The sequence below is a fragment of the Flavobacterium sp. Sd200 genome (assembly GCF_009826935.1).
GTDB lineage: Bacteria > Bacteroidota > Bacteroidia > Flavobacteriales > Flavobacteriaceae > Flavobacterium.
On record NZ_WUMN01000008.1, the window covers coordinates 103,797 to 124,870 of the forward strand.

Consider the following 21,074-nt stretch of genomic DNA (forward strand, 5'->3'; position numbering starts at 1 on the left):
ATTAATTCCAGCGGTTATTATTGAATTGATTTTTGTTCCAATACCACATCATAATAAAACCAAGTAACGCCCCTCCAAGATGCGCAAAATGCGCAATCCCACCAACAGAACCTAACAGCGATTGACCTTTAAGAGCAGAAAAAAGATCTATAGCAATGATTCCGGTCACAAAATATTTGGCTTTAATAGGAATTGGTAATAAAAAGAGATACATATTTACATTAGGAAAAAGGAAAGCAAATGCCACAAGTATACCGTATATCGCCCCTGAAGCACCTAAATTAATCGCAAAAAAATTCCCTTCTAAATTATTATAATCTATAGATGTAAGCTGTTCAGCCCATCTTCTATCAACAAGACCTTGTTTCAACGTATACATGATATAATCCTTTTGAACGCCTAACTCTATCAGTGCATCTACAGAACGATGAAAGAAAAGATAACTTATTCCTATTTGAGCAAGGGCTGCCCCCAAACCACATGAAATATAAAAAAACAGAAACTTACTGGTTCCCCAGCGTTCCTCGAGTGACGGTCCAAAAAAGAATAAACCAAGCATATTGGAAAGCAAATGTCCAATACTGGCATGCATAAATATGTGAGTAATTAATTGCCATGGTTTGAAAGAAGTATTTTCAGGATAATGAAGTGATAACAAACTATAAACTCCCTCTCCGGAAAATTGGACGACAATAAAAACAATAACATTAATTATAATTAAATGCTTAACAGTCTCGGTTATACGCATCATATTGCAAATCGTTTATCAAGGTCTTCCACACTCATTGTAATGAAAGTTGGTTTATTAAAAGGAGAAACATCCGGCTCTTTGCATGCAAAGAGGGAGTTTACCATGTTTTCCTGCTCTTTTTCGTTTAGCAGTGTGCCTGTTTTAACAGCCAAACTTCGTGCCATAGATTTTGCTATACTGTCGCTTTGGCTAAAACTGCTATCCGGCACCTCCTGTTGCAGGTCGTTTATTAATTCTTCAAGCAAAATAGACACCTCGCTCTCTGCCACATTTACAGGCAATCCGCTTACCACAATATGGTCGGTATTAAACTCGGCAAATACAAAGCCTGTATTTTGGAGGGCATCCTGCATTTCTTTAATCAGTTCGAGTTCGGTTTTGTTATAATGCAACACTAGCGGAAACAGCAATTGCTGGCTGGCTGCATGCTGCACAGTAATATTACGCAAAAATTGCTCATACAGTATGCGTTGATGAGCACGTTTTTGGTCTAATATGAGCAGGCCCGACTTTATAGGGCTCACTATATATTTTTTGTGTAACTGGTAGGTTTTATAAACAGTTTGCTCTACCTCAGCTTCGTCAAACAGCGAACCTGTAACTTCCTCCGACTCAAAGTTTATCTCGGCAATTTCTTCGTTAGAGGTACTTATACCTGTGTACAGGCTTTCCCAAGAGGCCTGCGATTGTGTTTTTCGGAAAGATGAAGGAGATGAAAAACTGCCACCACCCGATGAAAATGAACCACCGGATGAAAAACTTCCGCCCGAATATGAAGGTTCGACACGCTCAGGCTTATCCTCTACTGCAAAAGGGTTGTAGTTGCGGTCTACCTCTATAAGCGGCACCGCAGCGGCCTTAGATTCATAACTGTAAGGAGTATCGAGATTGGCATCACGGTCAAAATCGAGTACAGGACTTACGTTAAACTGACCCAACGAATGCTTTATCGACGATCGCATTATGGCATACATGGCATGCTCATCGTCAAACTTTATCTCTGTCTTTGTAGGGTGAATATTAATATCTATAGTATTGGGCGGCACATCAAGGTAAATAAAATAACCGGGCTGACTACCGTCTTTCAGCAAACCTTCATAGGCTGCCATAACAGCATGGTGCAAATAGGCGCTTTTTATAAAGCGGTTGTTTACAAAGAAAAACTGCTCTCCCCTGCTCTTCTTGGCAAACTCGGGTTTGGTTACAAATCCCTGTAGCCCCACTATCTCGGTGCTTTCGTTTATAGGAACAAGCTTCTCGTTAGTACGCCCGCCAAAAATATTTACAATACGCTGACGACTGTTGCTGGCTGGCAGGTTAAACATTTCGCTGCCGTTATGATACAGCATAAAGCTAATGTTTGGATGAGCCAATGCCACACGCTCAAACTCGTCTACTACATGGCGGAACTCTACGGTATCGCTCTTTAAAAAGTTGCGCCTTGCCGGAATATTGAAAAACAGGTTTTTTACCGAAAATGATGTTCCCTTGGACAACACCGCCACATCCTGGCTGGTAAATTTGCTACCTTCTATAACAAGGTGCGTACCCAGCTCGTCCTGCTCCTGACGGGTTTTTAGCTCTACATGGGCAATTGCCGCTATAGAGGCCAAAGCCTCTCCCCTGAAACCCTTTGTATTTAGTGCAAAAAGATCTTCGGCAATGCGTATCTTTGAAGTGGCATGACGCTCAAAACACAGTCGCGCATCGGTAACACTCATACCCTGCCCATTGTCTATTACCTGAATTAAGGTTTTACCCGCATCTTTAACTATAAGTTTAATTTCGGTACTGCGGGCATCAACGGCATTTTCTATCAGTTCCTTAACTACCGATGCCGGACGTTGCACCACCTCTCCGGCAGCAATCTGGTTGGCAACATGGTCTGGAAGTAACTGTATAATGCTCGACATTGTGTGGGTTTAAAGCGTTTTTATTAGTAGCCCAAAGGTACGAATTTTTGCGGGATGGGATAAATACCGCCATTTGAAATAGATCTCTTACATAACCCATTAAATTTTAGATAAATGAGGTAAAACTGAAATTTACGGGGACTAAGTAGAGAATTCAAATAGAAAAATCAAGAGAAAACAAAGGGAATGGACAAATTTAGACTACACTACCCAGCCACAACAGACCTCCATATCTTTACCACCTCAACAGCTTCTTTAACATCGTGTACCCTCAAAATTTTAGCTCCTTTATTCAGTGCAATGGTGTTTAAAACAGTGGTTCCGTTCAAAGCTTCCTGTGGGGTAATATTAAGCAGTTTGTATATCATCGATTTGCGCGACATTCCTGCTAAAATTGGAAATCCGGCAATATCAAACAATTCCATTTTATTTAACACTTCATAATTTTGCTGCAATGTTTTAGCAAAGCCAAATCCGGGGTCTATAATAATATCTTCTATGCCATAGCTGCGTGCTGCAGCAATTCTTTCAGAAAAATAGAACAGCATTTCTTTAATAATATCGTCATACTGTGTTAACTTTACCATGGTTTGGGGTGTGCCGCGCATGTGCATCATTATGTAAGGCACTTTTAGCTTGCCCACCGTTGGCAACATAGCATCGTCAAGCAATCCTGCTGCAATATCGTTAATAATAGCTGCACCGTTTTCCACAGAAGCTTCGGCAACCTTAGCCCTAAACGTATCTATAGAAAGTATTACATCAGGAAAATGTTTTATAAGCAATTGCACCACAGGCACAATACGTTGCAACTCCTGCTCTTCACTAACAAACTCGGCATTGGGTTTACTGCTGTATGCTCCAATATCTATAAAATCGGCGCCATCGGCAAGCATTTTCTCAGCCTGTTTTAGCAGTTCTGTTTCGTTATGGTATTTACCTCCATCAAAAAAAGAGTCGGGCGTACAATTCAGTATTCCCATAACCTTGGGTTCGTCAAGGTCTATAAGCCTGCCTTTACAGTTAATCAGCATATATTTATTTTTTTGCCGCGAATGACACAAATTAACATTAATTCATTCTGTTCCTGAATAATCACTGATTAGTGGAGAACTAAATTTGTGAAGATTAGCGCAATTCGTGGCTTACTGTTCGTTTTTTATTACTTTTGAAAAAAAATCAACACAAAGATACTACTTATAATGAGTAACACCTCTGCCGAATTTGACAAGGTTATTGCTGTTTGCAGGCAATTATACATTAATAAAATGACCGATTATGGCAGTGCCTGGCGTATTTTGCGCCTTCCGTCGTTAACGGATCAGATATTTATTAAAGCACAACGCATTCGCAGCCTTCAGGAAAATGAGGTGCGCATGGTAGACGAAGACGAAACGGGCGAGTTTATTGCCATCATCAACTATTCTATAATGGCACTTATTTCGCTCGAGAAAGGTGCAGCTACGCAACCTGATCTTGATGTTGCCGAAGCCACAAAATTGTATGACGAAAAGGTACTGCTTACCAAAAATCTGATGATTGCCAAAAATCATGACTATGGCGAAGCGTGGCGCGACATGCGTGTGAGCAGCCTGACCGACCTGATACTTCAAAAGCTGCTTCGCGTAAAGCAAATAGAAGACAACAAAGGTAAAACACTGGTTTCTGAAGGAATAGATGCCAACTATCAGGATATGCTGAACTATGCGGTGTTTGCCCTTATTTTAATGGGCTTTGCTAAATAACAAGTCATTAACAGGCAAAACGCCCCGTTAACATTATTTTTGGAAAAACGTATTACCAATGAAAGACTTTAAAACATATCTGCCTTATATACTTCGCGGCATAATTTCTTTTTTGTTCATTATATCGGCAATAGCCAAAATGTATCCGTCGCCTTACTTCGCAATTTCTACCTTCGAGGTTAAGCAATTGTACCCGCTTGGCTTTTCGGAAGAGTTGGCCGTATATTTTTCGCGTACGCTTATAGGCATTGAGTTTGCTTTAGGTTTTTTATTGTTACAGCCCCATTACCTAAAAAAAATAGTAACACCTGCCACTATATTAATGCTGGTGGTTTTCATAATTCACCTGAGTATAGAAACCATAAGTAATGGTGGCAATTCGGGCAACTGTGGGTGCTTTGGCAGCCTTTTGCCAATGACACCAATTGAAGCTATTATTAAAAACATTGTTGCCGTAGGTTTATTAATATGGCTATACAAATTATTGCCAAACAGCGGCGATAAAACTAACTTTTGGGTGCTTACAACCGTAACGCTTGCATGCATTTTAATGGTGTACATGCTTGCACCTATACAGCCCCGCAACCAGCAGCCAACTATAGAAACTACAAACACTTTTGAACTTGAAGGTGCTCCTGTAGAACCTGAAATTACAGATACTGTAACAACAACCGCACCTGAAGCAACAACATCTATCGATGCGCAGACTACCGAGAACCCTGCTGTTAAAGCGACTGAGACAGCTAAGCCAGTGGCTAACGAACCGGCACAGGCAAGGTCTATATACTCGCAATATTTTGCTGATGCCGATAAAGGCAAAAAAATAGTCGGGCTTTTTGCACCGGGTTGCGAACATTGCAGGGGCGTTGCAAAAGACCTTACAGAATTAAGGGCTAAAAACAAAAACTTCCCCGAGCTTAAAATTGTGTTTATGGATGAGGAGTCAGAAGTTATTCCTGACTTCTTTAAAGTTGCCGGAGCCGAATATCCTTATAAAGTACTGGATGTTATTTCGTTTTGGAAGTTTTTGGGCAACAGCAAAGACACCCCGGGCGTGGTTTACCTGTGGAATGGCAATAAAATTGCCGAATGGAATGGTATTAACGAAGAGAAGTTTACCGTTTCCGATTTTATGAAGGCGTATAACAAGCCTTATAAAAAATAAGGGAACGCGAATGACATGGATGCTTACGCAAATGCAGATTTCACTTTTTTTCATGTACCGTTATTGCGAGGCAAGAAGCGATCTGATTTTGATTACAAAAAACACTAATTCATTACTTTGATAAAGTACCTTTTAAATAAAACCGGATATGCTCTGCTAACGCTCTTTGGGGTGGTAACGGTCATATTCTTTTTGTTTACAGTACTGCCCGGAGATCCTGCCCGCATGATGCTCGACCAGAATGAAAACAGCGAGCAGCTTGCAATCATCAAAAAAAAATATGGCTTTGACAAGCCTGTAAGCACCCAGTATTTTTATTATTTAAACGATCTTTCGCCTGTGTCCTTTCACAGCACGAATCCTGACGATTATACTTTTCTTACGGAAGGGAAATATACGGCAGCAAAGCTCTTTACTGCGGGTAGCACAATTACAGTTTTAAAAGCACCTTACCTACGTGAGAGCTTCCAAAAAAGTGGTAAAAAAGTAACACAGGTTATAGGCGACACACTGCCTAATACCGTAGTGCTCGCATGTTTTGCAATAGTAATAGCTATAGTAATTGGCATTGCGTTAGGTATTGTTTCGGCATTATATAAAGACAGTTGGCTTGACAGGGTTATAGCATTGGTAAGCACGCTGGGTATGAGCCTGCCATCGTTTTTTGCTGCTATATTGTTTGCCTGGCTGTTTGGTTTTGTGCTGCACAAATACACCAATTTAGACATGACAGGCAGCCTGTATGAAGTAGACGATTTTGGCGAAGGCTCTTACATTAAATGGAAAAACATTATACTACCCTCTGTAGTTTTAGGCATACGCCCGTTGGGTGTGGTAATACAACTAATGCGCAACTCACTGCTTGAAGTATTGGGCCAGGATTATATTCGTACAGCACGGGCCAAAGGTTTAAGCGAACTGAATATAATTCACCGCCATGCACTTAAAAACGCATTGAACCCCGTAGTTACAGCCATTTCAGGTTGGTTTGCAAGTATGCTTGCCGGTGCCGTATTTGTAGAATATATTTTTGGATGGAACGGCCTTGGCAAAGAGGTGGTGGAAGCCCTCAATACTCTCGATCTCCCGGTAATAATGGGCAGCGTACTGGTTATTGCCGCTACCTTTGTAGTGATAAACATACTGGTAGATATTATTTATGCATGGCTCGACCCAAGGATAAGACTCAGTTAGTTTAATGTTTTGAGCTATAAAAAAGCTATTGCAGGTTTACCAAAGCTGGAATTTTTCAATCTTTCAATTCTTCAATTTTTAAATCAAACACACTACATCGAAATAGTGAATTTTTATATGCAATTCATCATTTCAAATCTCAAAAAAAGCAGCTATTCAGGCTGTTAATTTATACTGTTATCGTAAATTTGTTACACTTTAATTCTGTATAATGAAAAAACTACTCATATTGCCTATACTGCTTTTTGCAATGGTATCGTGCTCTCAGGCACAGCAAACGGCTTTTACCGATGAAGCCCTTTCTGCCAAAATGAAAACCTTAGACGGTAAAGAAATTGCTTTTAAAGACATCCTTAGCCAATACAAAGGCAAAACGGTTGTAATAGATGTTTGGGCCTCATGGTGTCCTGATTGTATTAAAGGCATGCCTAAAGTGCATGCGCTGCAACAGCAGTTTCCAGATGTAAAATATCTTTTTCTGTCTTACGACAGGCAGGATGATAAATGGAAACAGGGTATTGAAAAATATAAAGTGGTGGGCGATAACTACCATGTGGGTACAAGCATGAAAGAAGGTGCTTTTGCCGAAGCCATAAAACTGGATTGGATTCCGCGTTATATGGTGGTTGATAAAAACGGAAAAATAGCATTATTTAAAGCTATTGAAGCCGACGACGCTAAACTTATTGAGACACTAAAAAACCTTAAATAATGAGAAAAAAAATCGTTGCAGGAAACTGGAAGATGAACAACGACAGCCAGCAGACCGAAGCATTGCTTGAAGAACTGCTTGCTAAAAAACCTGAATTTACAGAGGCTAAAATTGTGGTAGCACCTACATTTGTAAACCTTCAGGCTGCGGTAAAACAAACTGCCGGAACCAACATTATTGTTGCTGCACAAAACGTACACCAGGCCGAAAGTGGTGCTTATACAGGAGAAATATCTGTTAACATGCTTAAAAGCATTAAAGTAAACACTGTAATTTTAGGCCATTCAGAGCGCAGGGCTTATTTTGGCGAAACCAACGCACTTCTTGCACAAAAAGTTACTACAGCTTTAAAACATAACCTTACCATTATTTTTTGTTTTGGCGAAGAACTTGCCGACAGACAGTCTGACAACCATTTTAACGTGGTAGAAAGCCAGTTGAAAGAAGGATTATTCCACATCAGCCAGGCAGACTGGGCTAATGTTGTATTGGCTTATGAGCCTGTATGGGCTATTGGCACAGGCTTAACAGCTTCACCGGAGCAGGCACAGGAAATGCATGCGTTTATCCGTAACCTGATAAGCACAAACGTTAGCAGTGCTATTGCAGAGGCTACTTCTATCCTTTATGGAGGCAGTGTTAAACCAGACAATGCACGTGAGATTTTCTCTAAACCGGATGTAGACGGTGGCCTTATTGGCGGTGCTGCTCTTAAAGCCGATGATTTTCTTGCTATTGTTGCAGGAATATAAATCCTAACATACAAAAATACTGAACCGTCTTAAATTGATTTTAAGACGGTTTTTTTATTTGTCTGATCATTAATAGGAAACCAAAAATCGCCTGAATTCCTCCAGGCGATTTTCCACTAAAAAAACTATCTCAAAACTGAGCGATTATACAGTTACTAAACACTTACCTCAGCAAAGAAAAATGCGCTTTAAACTCTTTTTGCTGTTGGTTTTCAAAGTAAATAATTTTAAACCAGTAGTCTGTTGCTGGTAATGGTCGGTCGTTTAATGTGCCGTCCCAGCCCCATGTATTGCGGGGTAGTATAGAGGTTATAAGTTTACCATAGCGATCAAAAATATAAATAATGGCATTACTGTTTTGTGGAAGCCCCCTAATATTCCAGTAATCGTTTATACCATCTCCATTAGGTGTAAAAAACTTAGGATAGTCAATTACCAAAACATCGAAAGACAAAATGTTGCCACACCCACCTAAATCTCTAACATATACAGTATGAAGACCCGCACTCACGTTGGTAAATGTTGTACTGCTCTGCTCTTGGCCATTATCCATCCAAAACACAAAATTACGACTGCCCCCCGCAAAAGCCACAACGGTTGGATTGTCAGAAAAATATCCTGTAGTTACCCGCGCGGTCAACGATAATGGCCCGGCCGATACACCTACACTTACAGTAGCAGCAATACCCGAACATCCTAAATTATTGGTTACCTCTACCCTGTAGCTACCCTGTTGCGACACATTTATAAATGGCTCAGCAGAAGGCAGCAATGCACCATCTTTATACCATTTAAAGGAATATTGTGTTGCCGGCAGGCCTGTATTTATTTGGACAGGGGCCATTACATTACCATTAACATCGAGGCAAAGATTATATTGATTGGGCAAATTAAGGGTAATAACTCCGGATATATTCAGCTTGAGTTCAGTTACAGCATGGCAGCCTGCACTGTTCTCTGAGCGAACATACAGTGTTTGGGTTGATGATGTAATACGATAGGCATTTTCGCTTACAATTGCATTTGTATTAGCATTTGCATCGGCAAGGCTCGTAAAATAGCCTGATACGATTATACCTGTCTGGTTATTTAAAATTTCCTGCTCATAGGCTGTCAGATCATACAGGTCGTTTGAGGTTTGGCATAAATGCTTTTCTAAATAAGTTAAGGGTTGTGGTTTAGAGTCAACCACTATAGTAAGCTGTGTTTGTATCTTACAACCTGTCAATCTGTTTACAACTTCTGCAACAACCGTTTGTAAAAATGGCGTTGTAATATCAAACCCCTGCGGATTGCTTATAGCATTTCCTAATTGCAATTGTGTATTATCAAGATAATAAGTTACTTCAAGGTCAGGGTTAGAAAGAGTTATTTCTGCATTTTTATCGGTCAGGTTAACCCTTGTCAGCCCATCGGCTACAGCATCATCACAAACTACAAGATTTGAAGGATTCTGGATAACCGGGGTTGCGCAAGGTGTATCAGTATCGATACATTGAAGGCAGGTTGGGTCAGGATCGGTAACATCAGGGCTAACTACCACCACAGTATTAACCAAATTACCTGTAAAGTTTTGCGGAATATCCACTGATACCTGATAGGTTACTGATGTTCCTGCTGTTAGTAAGGGAATGTTATTATTAAGAATACCGTTGCCTGAAGCGCCGTTACCTGTCCAGTTCATAACTGTTATTCCTACCGGAATAGCATCGGTTATCGTTATATTAGTTGCATCATCAGGCCCATTGTTGGTAACGGTTATGGTATAGGTAGTAGACGTTCCTGCCTGATAGGTAGTTTGATTGTTTGTCTTAACCGTAACAATATCGGCACTGCGCAGCAAAACCGGGGTAATGGTGGCGTCATCAGGAGTTGTGGTCGACGGATCATCTGAAACAGTGCTTACAACCGTGCCCGAAGGATTATTGCCCTGTGCAGCTGCCTGATTGGTTACATTTCCGACAAGAGCATCGGCTGCTGTAACGGTGTGCGATGCCGATATGGTAACGCTTTGCCCTGGGGCAAGCGTGGCAATAATAGATGGCATTACCGTTCCTGCATCCGCATTAGCATCGGTAACTGTAATATTAGTAATAGTGGTTTGTCCAGAATTGGTCAATACAAGATCATAAACCACCACCTCGCCTACATTATGATAAACAGGCTGCTGCGCAATTTTGGTAAGTTGCAATTCTGAGATTTGTGCTATCGCCTGCGCCGTATTGTCTGTCGGGTTAATATCTACATTGGTGCCCAATATTGTAGCTATATTTACATTATTGCCCGTGCTGTTTATAGTAACAGTAACCATTAAAGTCGCTGCCGCCCCCGCTGCAAGGTTTCCTATATTCCATAATCCTGTAACCGGATCATAAGTTCCTGATGTTACAGTAGATGAGACATATTGATACCCATTAGGCAACAAATCAGTTACCTGTACATTAGTATCATCCGTACCGCCTGTATTTAGAGCTTTAACCTCAAACACGGCCTGATTTCCGTTTATGGATAGCACCTGCTTTTCTACCTTTAAATTACTGCACCCTGCAACCGATACATATACGGGTGCCGATGGTAAGGTAATACCACATGGTCTCGTACCCACTACACTATAATTACCTGACTGGCTTGTTTGCAGGGTATCAGTATCCTCACCGGATATAAGAACCCCGTCAAGATACCATTGGTAAGGAGCAAGACCTGGCGTAGTACTTAATGTGGCTATACACGGATCTGAACTGCTGACCCTTGTGGGCGGTTCAGGACTATCGCTAAAAGCGGAGAAAAATCCAGACATAGAAAAACCGTCTCCCTGCTGTACAATGCTTGTTGTAAGCCTTGCATTAGAGGTTATGGTTATGTCCTGCGGATTACCAATAGCATCATTATCAAACCTTAACATATAAAAACCGGTAGTACCTATGCGTACCCTTGGCAAACCTGTAAGCGTTTCAAGACCCTGACTGTTTAGCAAAACTGGTTCGGTAGCACTTTCTATAATTGTAAAAGCAAAATAAGGGAGGTTGTTGCCTGCATAGTCTATAAACTTTTTAGTTATAATATTAGTCGTGCCACTACATCCGCCGATAGGCAGTACCGTAGAAATGTCAGTCTCACAGTTCACTGCCGTTCCCGAATATACTATTACTGGTTTATTTGCTACCATAAAGGTGCTCGAGTATTGGTTGATGCCGTCGCCATGGTGTATGCTCTGAAAATCTCCACCGTTGGCAAGGTTATACGTTCTGGGTGTGCCAAGCTGTTGACCAGCTGCATTGTAGTTCCTTACCTGAACCGTCGTTCCCGGCTCGGTGGCAACTATGGTCGTCTGTTCCGGATGGTCTGGTCCTGTTCCTGCAGTACCGCTACCCCTAACAACCATATATTGCGTACCCAATACATTTATGGGTGCAATTTGGTCTACAGTAGCATCTTCACCATTACCTGCACAAGCTTGTGGTGTATCGCCATAGCTACCCACATTTGCCACTACCGGCTTATCGGCCTCTAAAAGTGCTCCCATAGGAGCAGTAAAAATCCTGCTTTGCCCCTCATTGAGGGTAGCAAGAGCTACACCGTTAATTGTAACACTCGTTCCATTCTCTATTGCCATAACAGAAAACACAGGACCACCGGAAGACAGTCCTGTAAAGCTACTCCTGTAATAACCCAACCTAAACTGATTGCCAATACCCTCATTGCCAAAACTTACTAAAGATGCATTACCTTTTATGTTAGAATTACTGGTGCCGGGAGCATCTGATGCTATATTGCGAAGATTAACCAAAACCGGGGCAGTAGCTTCTACTATCAGTCCTCTGTCATTGTAGGTTAATCCCATTGTATTTCGGGGCAATGCCGATGCCGTTCCTGTAAACCTGTAAGAAACCGGCGCAGCAGCAGTTACCGTTAATGTAGTTATAGCCGTACCATCGCTTTTATAGAGTGATACACTAACATTTCCCGACTCCTTTGTAGACACTACTATTTCATTTGCAAAACTCCAATATTGCCATGGCGAAGGGGCTATGTAATGCTTAATGGCATACTGTGCATTACAGAGTGTATTGATAAGTACAAAAAATATCAGTAATCTAAATTTCATCGGTATTCTAAAAAATGTTGTGTAAAACTTTGTTGCAGACTTTTAACGGTTGATATATATCCAGCCTGTTATCTCGCGATTATCGCCAGACATTATATAATAAAAATAAGTCCCCGTAGGCAGTTCATCCCCCTTATCGGTCTGTCCGTGCCACTGGTTGGTATAGTTAGCCTGATGCTCATAAACCGATTTGCCATACCTGTTATAAATAACCAGTTTTTGCACACCTAAACCTGTCAGGTCGAACGACTGGTTAAAATCATCCCCATTAGGGGAAATTCCTTTTTGTATGCTGCAAAAAGCCGAAGTAACAGTATGCGGCACATTGTAAACACACCCCTCATAATTGACCGCTACATTAAACAGCAATCCGCCTGCCGGGATAACCGTACCGGGATTTAGCCTTAAATAGTCGGTAACGTTCAGCACTTTGTCGTCCGTACCTATCTGATTGCCTGATGCATCTGTCCATGTATATGAGTTGCTGCTATTTTCCAATCCCTCAACTGTAAGCAAATAGTTTGTGGCACTGCATTCTCCGGTCACTGTAAATACAGCAGGCTGGTTTATAACAACCGTAGCTGTACCCCTACCCTCCTGCCTGCACTGCTGTGGATTGGGTGCTAAATAATAATTAATGATGTACTGCCCGGGTGTGCTGGCAGCTACATTAATTACTCCTGTATTAGTATCCAAATTCAAACCCTGTGCCGACTGGAATGTCCCTCCAAATACAAACCCGGTTGCCGTTGTGGGTACAACTACGGTATCATCATAACAAAAACTATCGTAGTAAAAATTGCCATCGGGCACAACACTTTGTTTTAATTCAAGATTAAATGTAACACGCCCTTCAGCGGTACATGTAACCGTGTTAGCAGGTATAACGTAAGTTATTATATACTGGCCTGCAACAGCGGCGGCAAGGTTTATTGACCCCGTGTTGCGGTCAATTATCAGGCCATTATCGGCAGTAAAATTCCCTCCGGCCAAAGTGCCCGGCTGTGGTACTAGAGTAGCTGTTGATGGCAGGCAATATTCGTCAAACTCATAATTAAGAGTTACAACAACCGGAGTTGGCTGATTAACAGTAACGGTCAATGGCACCCTTGGGCTTTCGCATGTTCCTGCTAACGAAGTTTGGCTTACATAATAAGTTATTGTTCCTGTAACCGAAGTATCTGCAAGAGGTTCCTGCGTTAAGGCTGTACCGCCTGTTTGGGCAGTGTACCATTTTATGATATGGCCAGGCAATGCCGTTACTGCTGCGCTTAGCGGAGCGGCAGTTTCGTTTTGGCAATAGCTAACATTGCTAACCACCGGGGCATTAATAGTGCTGCCAAAATATTCTACCAAAAGCGTATCGGTGCAATATAGCGTTGTCCAGGTGTACATGTAAATACCCGGCGCAGAGAAACCTGTAATAGTGGGTGAATTGGAATGAATATCATCCATTACCGTTATCGACGGGTTATTGGCATTAACCGTCCATGTTCCGTCGCCCCCGGCTACAATAAGTGTGGCCATATCAATATTACAATTTAATGTAACGGGATTTTGCGAAAGAATACCGTTGTTTGCCGTAAACGAAATGGCATCTAAAAAGTTACCAACCGTTAAACCGCCTGCTGCCGAAATGGCTTCAAACTTAAAACGGGTTTCGGTTTGCCCTGTGGGTACAGTATAGGTACCTGTATAAAATCCCCATGCCGAGGTACCTGTTGTTGCTGTGTAGATCAACTCATAAGGCCCCTCGGGTGGACCTGCATATAGTCCGCAAATATCGGTTCCCTGACGACCACGGTGTGCGAAACTGTAAGTTATTGTAGTTGAAACAGGTGTACTAAAGTCCTGATATACACCCGATGCCTCATAAGCATTGAGCTCTATAAACTGAGATCCGGAATATGCCTGTACGCTTTGATAGTTATTCCATACCTCAATTATACCATCGCTTGCAGTAGTTCTCCAACCCTGCATGGCGTGGTGGTTTATAAAATTAACCGAGTTTGAAGTGTAGGCAGGGTTCTCAAAATCGTTGTTAACGGTATTGATAAGACATTGACCGTTGTTGTTATTAGAAAGGTTGGGAGTATTAACGCAAATATCAAAAGTTACATCTCTTGGTGTGCCCGCCTGGTTTATGGCTGCACGTATGTAATAGGTTTGGCCCGTTGTAAGGCCATGAGCCATAATATAATTTACATTACTGCAATATAGCTGATTTAAGTTAGAACAATCAGCCCCTTCATACATAGTTAGCACTATCGGCAGCGGTGTGCCTGCAAAATTAGACAACGACACTGCATGTACGGTGCCTGTTGCCGTAAAGGCAAACCATATATCTCCATCATTAAATACAGAACAGCTGCCTGCTTCGGGAGATGGTGTAGATCCCATAAACATTGCCGATGTACTTTGTGTGCACCTGTCGTTGCGGTTTACACTAAGCACTGTTGCGTTAGCACAACTATCATTTGCTACGGGACTGTAATAGTTGTAAGGCGCACTCCATGCACTGTACTGTGTAGAAGAACAAATCGCCCTTACATATACATCATATCCTGTAAGGGGGATTATAAAATCTGCAAAGTAGCTCATAGCACTAACGCTTTCGCCCGAAACGTTACTTGCGGGTGGTGCGGTGCCTTCCATCTGGATGATGATCTCCCATTCGGTCTCAGTACCTGCCGACTGCCAGATAAATTCTGCTTCAGTATCGGTAGTATTTATAGCTGCTATGTTAGTTGGCACAGGGCAACTTGGTGATGGCTGTGCAAATGCGTGACTGAAAATAAAGAAACAAAAAAACAAAAAGACAAATGCTTTTATCTTATTCATTGTACAATAATTTAGGTTGTGTTGAAAACAGGCTTTTATTAAATATTATCTTACTTTTTACTGATAGCCTATTTATGAGTAAAGAGGCCTTAAAAAGGATTACTCCTTTTTAAATGCCTCTTTGGTTTGAAAAAAAAGCTAACTATTTATTGCTTAACTACCTTAAATAGCTGTGTTTGGTTATCATCGGTTTTTACTTCAAACATGTACACACCCGCAGCATAAGGCGAAAGGTCTACGCGGTTTGTTGCACCGGAAAATACTTTTTGCCCTACAAGGCTAAATACATTAACCGATTTTATTACCGATGCCGTATCTATAAATACGTTATCTTTAGATGGGTTAGGATATACTTTGATGTTAGACCTGTTAAATCCACCATTACCCATATCTTCAGCTAATTTCCACTCAATATTATCTATATTAACAATTTGGTGCTGTGCCGTAGGGATAAACTTAATAGCTACATACTGATGCCCTTCTGTAGCAGGAACAGGTATAGAAGTATAAGATGTTGCTGCCGAAAGCACTATTGGGCTGCCAACAGGAGCAAATGTTGTATAGTCATCCTGTGCTGCAAGCGTACCAACCTGTAGCGTACTCCCAACTGCGTTTGCCGCTACCGACTCTATATCAAATGCCAGTACATATTCTCCGTTAATTGTTGAAACTGCAGGAGAAACAACATAAAAGTCTACTGACGGATCCATAAAGCTATACAGCCTTATCGATTTGTCTGCATCTGTGGTTAAACCTATCATTGGGTAACCTTGGCTTGAAGCCCAGCATTGTTCAGGGAAAGCTGTGAAATCGTCAAACTCATAACGGAATGCCTCTACTGCATCACACGGGCCTGCTACTGCAACGGTTACCTCAATTTCATCAAATTTGGTAGTATCCTGTACAGATGTTGCACGTACAACCGCTGTACCATTGCTAAGAGCAGTTACCAAACCGCCTGCATTTACAGTAACAAAATCTGACCCCGACTGTACTGTCCAGGTAACGCTTTGGCTTGCAGTTGCTGTAGGAGCCACTGTAGCCACAAGCTGTAATGTGCCACCCTCTGTAGTAATAACCGGTTCAACGCTGTTTGCTGTAGTAACCGTTACTTCTTCTATGGCAATGCCGTTTTGTATGTTTAATGTATAATCTTCCACCTGTCCTCTTGGGAAGAACGGGTTAGTACACGGACTGTTCGACGGTGCATTAAGGTTCTTAACAATACGCATTCTTACACGTCCTGTAATAGCATCGTTTGGTATGGTTACTGTATGCACCATTTCAATATCGTCAGTACCGTTACTATTTCTAATAGCAGTAGTATGCTGGTGTTTTTCCGGCTGGTTTAACAATAGTTGCTGTTCTTCTTCGTTTTCCGGTGTACGGTTAGAGAAAGTACCATCACCATTCCAGTCAAAATAAATAGTAATGTAGTTTGTATTGTTACCGTTAGTGTTCGCTTTTACGCGAAGTGTGTACTGATTACCTTTAGTTACATTTACAACAGTAGAAGAGAAATCTTCATATCGTGGTGTCTCTACAGAAACCTCTGTAGCTGACTGGTTATTGATAGCACCTGCAACGCTTTCATCAACACCAAACTGAACAGAAGTGATAGGCTCTGCAGGCTCATTAACTGCCCAGCCACTATAGGTTGGTGTACAATATGTAGGGCCATCAGCAAGTATTTCGAACGTATAATCTTCAACTTCTCCCTGAGAGTTATAACCACAAGCACCCGAACCTAACCATCCGCTAACTGCTTTCATACGCATACGTGTACTGCCAATTACTGCATTTTCAGGAACTGTCGTTGTAAATTGAAGAGCACCCGAAACTTCTTCGGTAGTTGAAAGATATACTGCCTCATCATCACTAAATGTATAGTCATGGTTCCAGTCGATCCAAACCGATAAATATGTGAAATTAGTTAGGCTTCCGGTAAAGTTAACCGTAAAAGTTACTGCTGTATTTCTATAGGCTTTTAATATAACACTTGTGTGGTTGCTATAACCGTTTGAAGTATCGTTATTGCCTATACAACCCGTAGTAGCATTACTTATGTTTTGAACAGCACCCGTTGTAACAACGTTAGATATGTTTAAGTTTTCACAGCCATTAATAAAATAAGCCTCACAATACCCCTGAACCTGACCTGTAATAGTTACTTCGATCTCTCCAAATTTAGTATCATCTGCAACCGATGTTGCACGAACCGTTACTGTTCCGTTGCTTGCGGCTGTAAGCAAACCTGTATTGCTTAAAGATGCAAAATCACTGCCCGAAACTATAGACCACATAACCGCCTGATTGGCATTACCAGGGTTTACAGCCGCGCTTAATTGTAGTGTACCTTCGTTAGAAGTTATGGTTGCTGGCACATTGTTTTGAGTAGTTACTGCTACTGATGTTATTTCAACAACAGGCTGAGCAACCGTAGTCGTTACAGCTAATATAGCAAGCCTTATCTCGTTGCCCCATTCTGCCGACTGGTCGCCATCAAAGCTAAAAGTGACTCCTGTAATGGTTTTACTTTGGTTCTCTACAGTAAGATTAATTACATCTTCATACAATCTTGGATTAGCAACATTAGATTGCTCTTCAAGATTATTATTGGCTATATTAACACGGCCTATACCCTGTATAGCATAAGAGTTTCCACCATACCAGTCTCTTGCCTGTAAAGTTGCCTGCTGAGAAGTACCATCGCTGAAATTAACAACAGCATTATAGGTCAATCCTGTAGCACCGCCACCTGTAGCTGTACTTAGTATGTAAACTTTATCTCTGTTTTGCGCAGTGAATGAAAGCGTACCGGAGTTTAGGTCATTTACAGAACCTGTAACATAATCAGGTGTAAGATATAGTGCATTTGCCCCTGAATAATCTGCCAACTGATATGTTATACCAGGTGTAGCGGCACTGTTAATAATGCCATCTACAGGTAAACCTCGTGTTGGAACAGCACTCTCGGCAGTTGCCTGAAAATCTAATGAAACCAAAGCCCTACGGTTTTGTTCGTCCATCCCCACACCTGTAGATTCAGTTGCATTCCCAATTCCATTGGCAATAATATCATAGGTAAAACCTGTCACGACCGGTTCTGTAACTGCCGGGGCAGCTTCATAGATACTAACTGCGAGAATAGCCGTTGTATGTGCAGCATTAGATGTTGTTGCCTTAACAAAATCTATTGAAGTGATCTCTTTATCAAAATTGGCAGCATCTAACGTAAGTTCGTTATAAAAAAGACTTGCATTTGTAAGTCCTCTAAATTCGTTCCTTGGTGCCCAGCCCGATGTAGCCGAATTTCTTGACACTTCACCAATACCCGCAATAGCAGTATTTGCCGGAGCACTGCCATCCTGCCACCAGGCAGTAGCCTGGAATACAACCTGCTGAGACGTACCATCAGCAAAATTTACTGTTGCTGTAACATCATGGTTGTCACCAGCCCCCGATCCACCTTCTCCTCTAACGGCTGCTATATATATTTTCTCAGCTTTTTTAGGAGTTGTAAGGGTCAAAGTTCCCTCGTTAGTAACATTATTTCTAAGTATCAATGCATTATTTGAAGCATAGTCTGCCACCTGAAAATTAAGTCCTTCAACAGCACTGCTCAATAGTGCACCATTATTTTCAAGGCCTCCACCATAGACAACAGCTGAAGCAGATGAAGAATGTGGATTTGACGGTACAAAATCTTTAGAATAAAAAACGTAGAACGCATCTACAGAATGTGTGGTTTTGTCGTTGGCATTGCCACCGGTTCCTTCCGCTACTACATCGGCATTAAAACCGGTAAGCGAAAGCGGCACTATCCTGGAAGGCTCAGACTGTGCACTCGCCTGCACCGTAGCCAACAGGCCAATAGCCCATAGTGTAATTGATTGGTAAAAATTACTCATGATTTATATATTAAATTGCTTTTCTTTATTTTTATTTGTTCTAAATAAAAACGTGGCAAAAATATTATCTATGAGTTTTCCAACAAAAAAAACAGGCTACTCTTTTTCACTTTTGTACGTAAAAACACCTACTCTTTCAATACTCCATACATGATTATCAACAACTTAAAAAAAATGAGTTTTTACACAAAAGGTTATTAGAATTATACAGCAGCAAACCAGTTGTATATATCTTCTTCCTGTGGTATATTTAATTTCTTTCTAATCTTATACTTTTTGTTTTGCACAGTACGCACTTCAAGGAACTTTAGCTGGGCAATTTTTTTTGTGGAAAGATTTAATTTTAAAAGAGTACAAAATTCCATTTCAGCTCGCGAAATGTTTGGCTCTATGCTAAGGATTTTTGGTTTAAAATCGGGATATAACTCTTCGAACAGAAAAAAATAAGCAGGGTCATCCTTTTTTATCAGATCAATGAGAGATTCATACTTTTCCTCTACATCAGGCAAAATTTGTTCTTTCCCAGGCTTTTTACCTTTAAGATAAAATAAAACTAAATATACCGACAGGACAAGTAAAGCAACTATGGCTACACCCCATCCGGCATACTTAGTCAAAAAAGATTTTTTTGCTTCAGGAACTTTAAGCACTTTATGCAATGAATCGTATTTACTTTTAAGTGTATTAAGTTCGTGTTCTTTAAGTTTTTGTCTGTAGCTTTCAGCTTTTGTTTTTTCTCCTAATGCAATATAAGTTTCAATTATGCATTTATATAAATCTGCTGCATTAAGCATTTCTCCCCTTTTATCACTTATATTCTCTGCACCAAGAAAATACCTCAAAGCACTATTATAATCGTGTTTGTGTAGATAAACTTTTCCCAAAACCAGATTATTCAGTCCCATCATTCCATCCGTATCAGGATAACTTTCAGGTTTCAAACTAATGGATTTTTGTACATAATATGCTGCTGAGTCTATATCAATTTCGGCATAAATACTGGCAAGATTAGCATAATTTAAATAATTAACCTGTTTAATCTCCTCCGGGTCGCTTAATCGGTCATAATTATTAATAGCCTTTAAAAGCCTTTCAGCTGCTTTTTTAGGATTACCTTTATCATTATAGATGTTCCCCTGACTAATAAGCACGTTGGCTTTAGTATATATCGACTTAACATCTTTAGTGTTTGATTTCTCCAATGCAGCAAGAGCCTTGTCAAGTTCAGCTATAGCCCTATCATGTAAGCCATTCATAGATAGTGTTTCTGCCAGATAAACGTAAGACATGGCCACCGAGTTGGCATTATTATATTCAGAAGCCTTTTTTTGAAAAGCTTCACAGGCAATAACCAAACCGTTTACATCTTCCTTATTATAGAAATAAAGGCATCTCCTTTCAAGCAATTTGAGTTCTGATAGAGAATCTCTTTCTAAAACAGCCTCTTTTAGCAAAATATCAATCTGCAGGAAGGCACTATTAATATTCTCCTTGAACAATCTACCATTTTCAGACACCTTTTGCTGTAAAGGTGTTTTACCATTACTTGCACTTAAAGTAAATACATTGGTAAACAAAAACAAAAAATAAACAAAAACGGAAACGCTTTTACTAAAGAAGGTCATTTTTAAAGCAATTATAAATGCAAAGTAAGCAAAAATAATTCTTTAATTTTAATTAAGTCTAAATAATAAATTCAACATCATAATTAAAACGTTTTCAATAAAAATAAATAACACAATAGCATCTAAATGTATTAAAAACAAATACACTGAAATTCAAGGAAATTAGATATAAATGAAACATACACTTAAGGAATAAAGCAATTAGAAATAATTTCAGGAGCATATTTATCATACAGGCTAAGTAATTTATATATCTAAAATAAAAAATCACAAAACTTTATTCCATTGCATTATTTACAATTAGCCATGATGTTATAGTAAAAAAACAAAACCCCCTTACTTTATAGTAAGGGGGTTTAA

Annotated in this window: 12 protein-coding genes; 5 read left to right on the top strand and 7 right to left on the bottom strand. The window is 40.5% G+C overall.

Features of this window, described 5'->3' with window-relative positions:
- Nucleotide 1: 1 nt before the first annotated feature.
- The 3 genes from GR160_RS17280 to folP form a co-directional block, all read right to left on the bottom strand.
- Complete coding sequence (locus GR160_RS17280) at nucleotides 2-751, bottom strand: rhomboid family intramembrane serine protease (RefSeq protein WP_160751147.1); 750 nt, start codon at nucleotides 749-751, stop codon at nucleotides 2-4.
- Nucleotides 748-2,664, bottom strand: a complete 1,917-nt coding sequence (gene mutL, locus GR160_RS17285) for a DNA mismatch repair endonuclease MutL (protein ID WP_160751148.1) — start codon at nucleotides 2,662-2,664, stop codon at nucleotides 748-750. Before mutL ends, GR160_RS17280 begins: the two co-directional genes overlap by 4 nt.
- Before the next feature lie 206 nt (nucleotides 2,665-2,870).
- A complete protein-coding gene (gene folP / locus GR160_RS17290) occupies nucleotides 2,871-3,698 on the bottom strand; it encodes a dihydropteroate synthase (protein WP_160751149.1) in 828 nt (275 codons plus the stop codon).
- A 168-nt stretch (nucleotides 3,699-3,866) separates the two neighbouring features.
- On the opposite strand from folP, the gene GR160_RS17295 reads away from it, so the two are divergent.
- From GR160_RS17295 to tpiA, 5 genes are all read left to right on the top strand, one after another.
- Nucleotides 3,867-4,409 (top strand): DUF1599 domain-containing protein, encoded by a 543-nt coding sequence (locus GR160_RS17295; protein WP_160751150.1) that lies wholly within the window; start codon nucleotides 3,867-3,869, stop codon nucleotides 4,407-4,409.
- Between the two features lie 58 nt (nucleotides 4,410-4,467).
- Nucleotides 4,468-5,574 (top strand): MauE/DoxX family redox-associated membrane protein, encoded by a 1,107-nt coding sequence (locus tag GR160_RS17300; protein ID WP_160751151.1) that lies wholly within the window; start codon nucleotides 4,468-4,470, stop codon nucleotides 5,572-5,574.
- Nucleotides 5,575-5,691: 117 nt separating this feature from the next.
- Complete coding sequence (locus GR160_RS17305; protein WP_160751152.1) at nucleotides 5,692-6,768, top strand: ABC transporter permease; 1,077 nt, start codon at nucleotides 5,692-5,694, stop codon at nucleotides 6,766-6,768.
- A 211-nt stretch (nucleotides 6,769-6,979) separates the two neighbouring features.
- A complete protein-coding gene (locus tag GR160_RS17310; protein ID WP_160751153.1) occupies nucleotides 6,980-7,480 on the top strand; it encodes a TlpA disulfide reductase family protein in 501 nt (166 codons plus the stop codon).
- On the top strand, nucleotides 7,480-8,232 hold the full coding sequence (gene tpiA, locus GR160_RS17315) for a triose-phosphate isomerase (protein WP_160751154.1): 753 nt from the start codon (nucleotides 7,480-7,482) through the stop codon (nucleotides 8,230-8,232). Before GR160_RS17310 ends, tpiA begins: the two co-directional genes overlap by 1 nt.
- Nucleotides 8,233-8,395: 163 nt before the next feature.
- On the opposite strand, the gene GR160_RS17320 is transcribed toward tpiA, so the two are convergent.
- The 4 genes from GR160_RS17320 to GR160_RS17335 form a co-directional block, all read right to left on the bottom strand.
- Complete coding sequence (locus tag GR160_RS17320) at nucleotides 8,396-12,337, bottom strand: T9SS type B sorting domain-containing protein (RefSeq protein WP_160751155.1); 3,942 nt, start codon at nucleotides 12,335-12,337, stop codon at nucleotides 8,396-8,398.
- Nucleotides 12,338-12,379: 42 nt separating this feature from the next.
- Nucleotides 12,380-15,178, bottom strand: coding sequence for a gliding motility-associated C-terminal domain-containing protein (locus tag GR160_RS17325; RefSeq protein ID WP_160751156.1), 2,799 nt, complete (start codon nucleotides 15,176-15,178; stop codon nucleotides 12,380-12,382).
- Nucleotides 15,179-15,324: 146 nt separating this feature from the next.
- Complete coding sequence (locus GR160_RS17330) at nucleotides 15,325-19,089, bottom strand: GEVED domain-containing protein (RefSeq protein ID WP_160751157.1); 3,765 nt, start codon at nucleotides 19,087-19,089, stop codon at nucleotides 15,325-15,327.
- 203 nt (nucleotides 19,090-19,292) lie between these two features.
- On the bottom strand, nucleotides 19,293-20,714 hold the full coding sequence (locus GR160_RS17335; protein WP_160751158.1) for a hypothetical protein: 1,422 nt from the start codon (nucleotides 20,712-20,714) through the stop codon (nucleotides 19,293-19,295).
- Nucleotides 20,715-21,074: the final 360 nt, after the last annotated feature.

What these genes read in the sequence shown, in the direction of transcription:
- GR160_RS17280 (WP_160751147.1), bottom strand. Translation starts at nt 751, where the DNA reads ATGATGCGTATAACCGAGACTGTTAAGCATTTAATTATAATTAATGTT.
- mutL (WP_160751148.1), bottom strand. Translation starts at nt 2,664, where the DNA reads ATGTCGAGCATTATACAGTTACTTCCAGACCATGTTGCCAACCAGATT.
- folP (WP_160751149.1), bottom strand. Translation starts at nt 3,698, where the DNA reads ATGCTGATTAACTGTAAAGGCAGGCTTATAGACCTTGACGAACCCAAG.
- GR160_RS17295 (WP_160751150.1), top strand. Translation starts at nt 3,867, where the DNA reads ATGAGTAACACCTCTGCCGAATTTGACAAGGTTATTGCTGTTTGCAGG.
- GR160_RS17300 (WP_160751151.1), top strand. Translation starts at nt 4,468, where the DNA reads ATGAAAGACTTTAAAACATATCTGCCTTATATACTTCGCGGCATAATT.
- GR160_RS17310 (WP_160751153.1), top strand. Translation starts at nt 6,980, where the DNA reads ATGAAAAAACTACTCATATTGCCTATACTGCTTTTTGCAATGGTATCG.
- tpiA (WP_160751154.1), top strand. Translation starts at nt 7,480, where the DNA reads ATGAGAAAAAAAATCGTTGCAGGAAACTGGAAGATGAACAACGACAGC.
- GR160_RS17320 (WP_160751155.1), bottom strand. Translation starts at nt 12,337, where the DNA reads ATGAAATTTAGATTACTGATATTTTTTGTACTTATCAATACACTCTGT.
- GR160_RS17325 (WP_160751156.1), bottom strand. Translation starts at nt 15,178, where the DNA reads ATGAATAAGATAAAAGCATTTGTCTTTTTGTTTTTTTGTTTCTTTATT.
- GR160_RS17330 (WP_160751157.1), bottom strand. Translation starts at nt 19,089, where the DNA reads ATGAGTAATTTTTACCAATCAATTACACTATGGGCTATTGGCCTGTTG.
- GR160_RS17335 (WP_160751158.1), bottom strand. Translation starts at nt 20,714, where the DNA reads ATGACCTTCTTTAGTAAAAGCGTTTCCGTTTTTGTTTATTTTTTGTTT.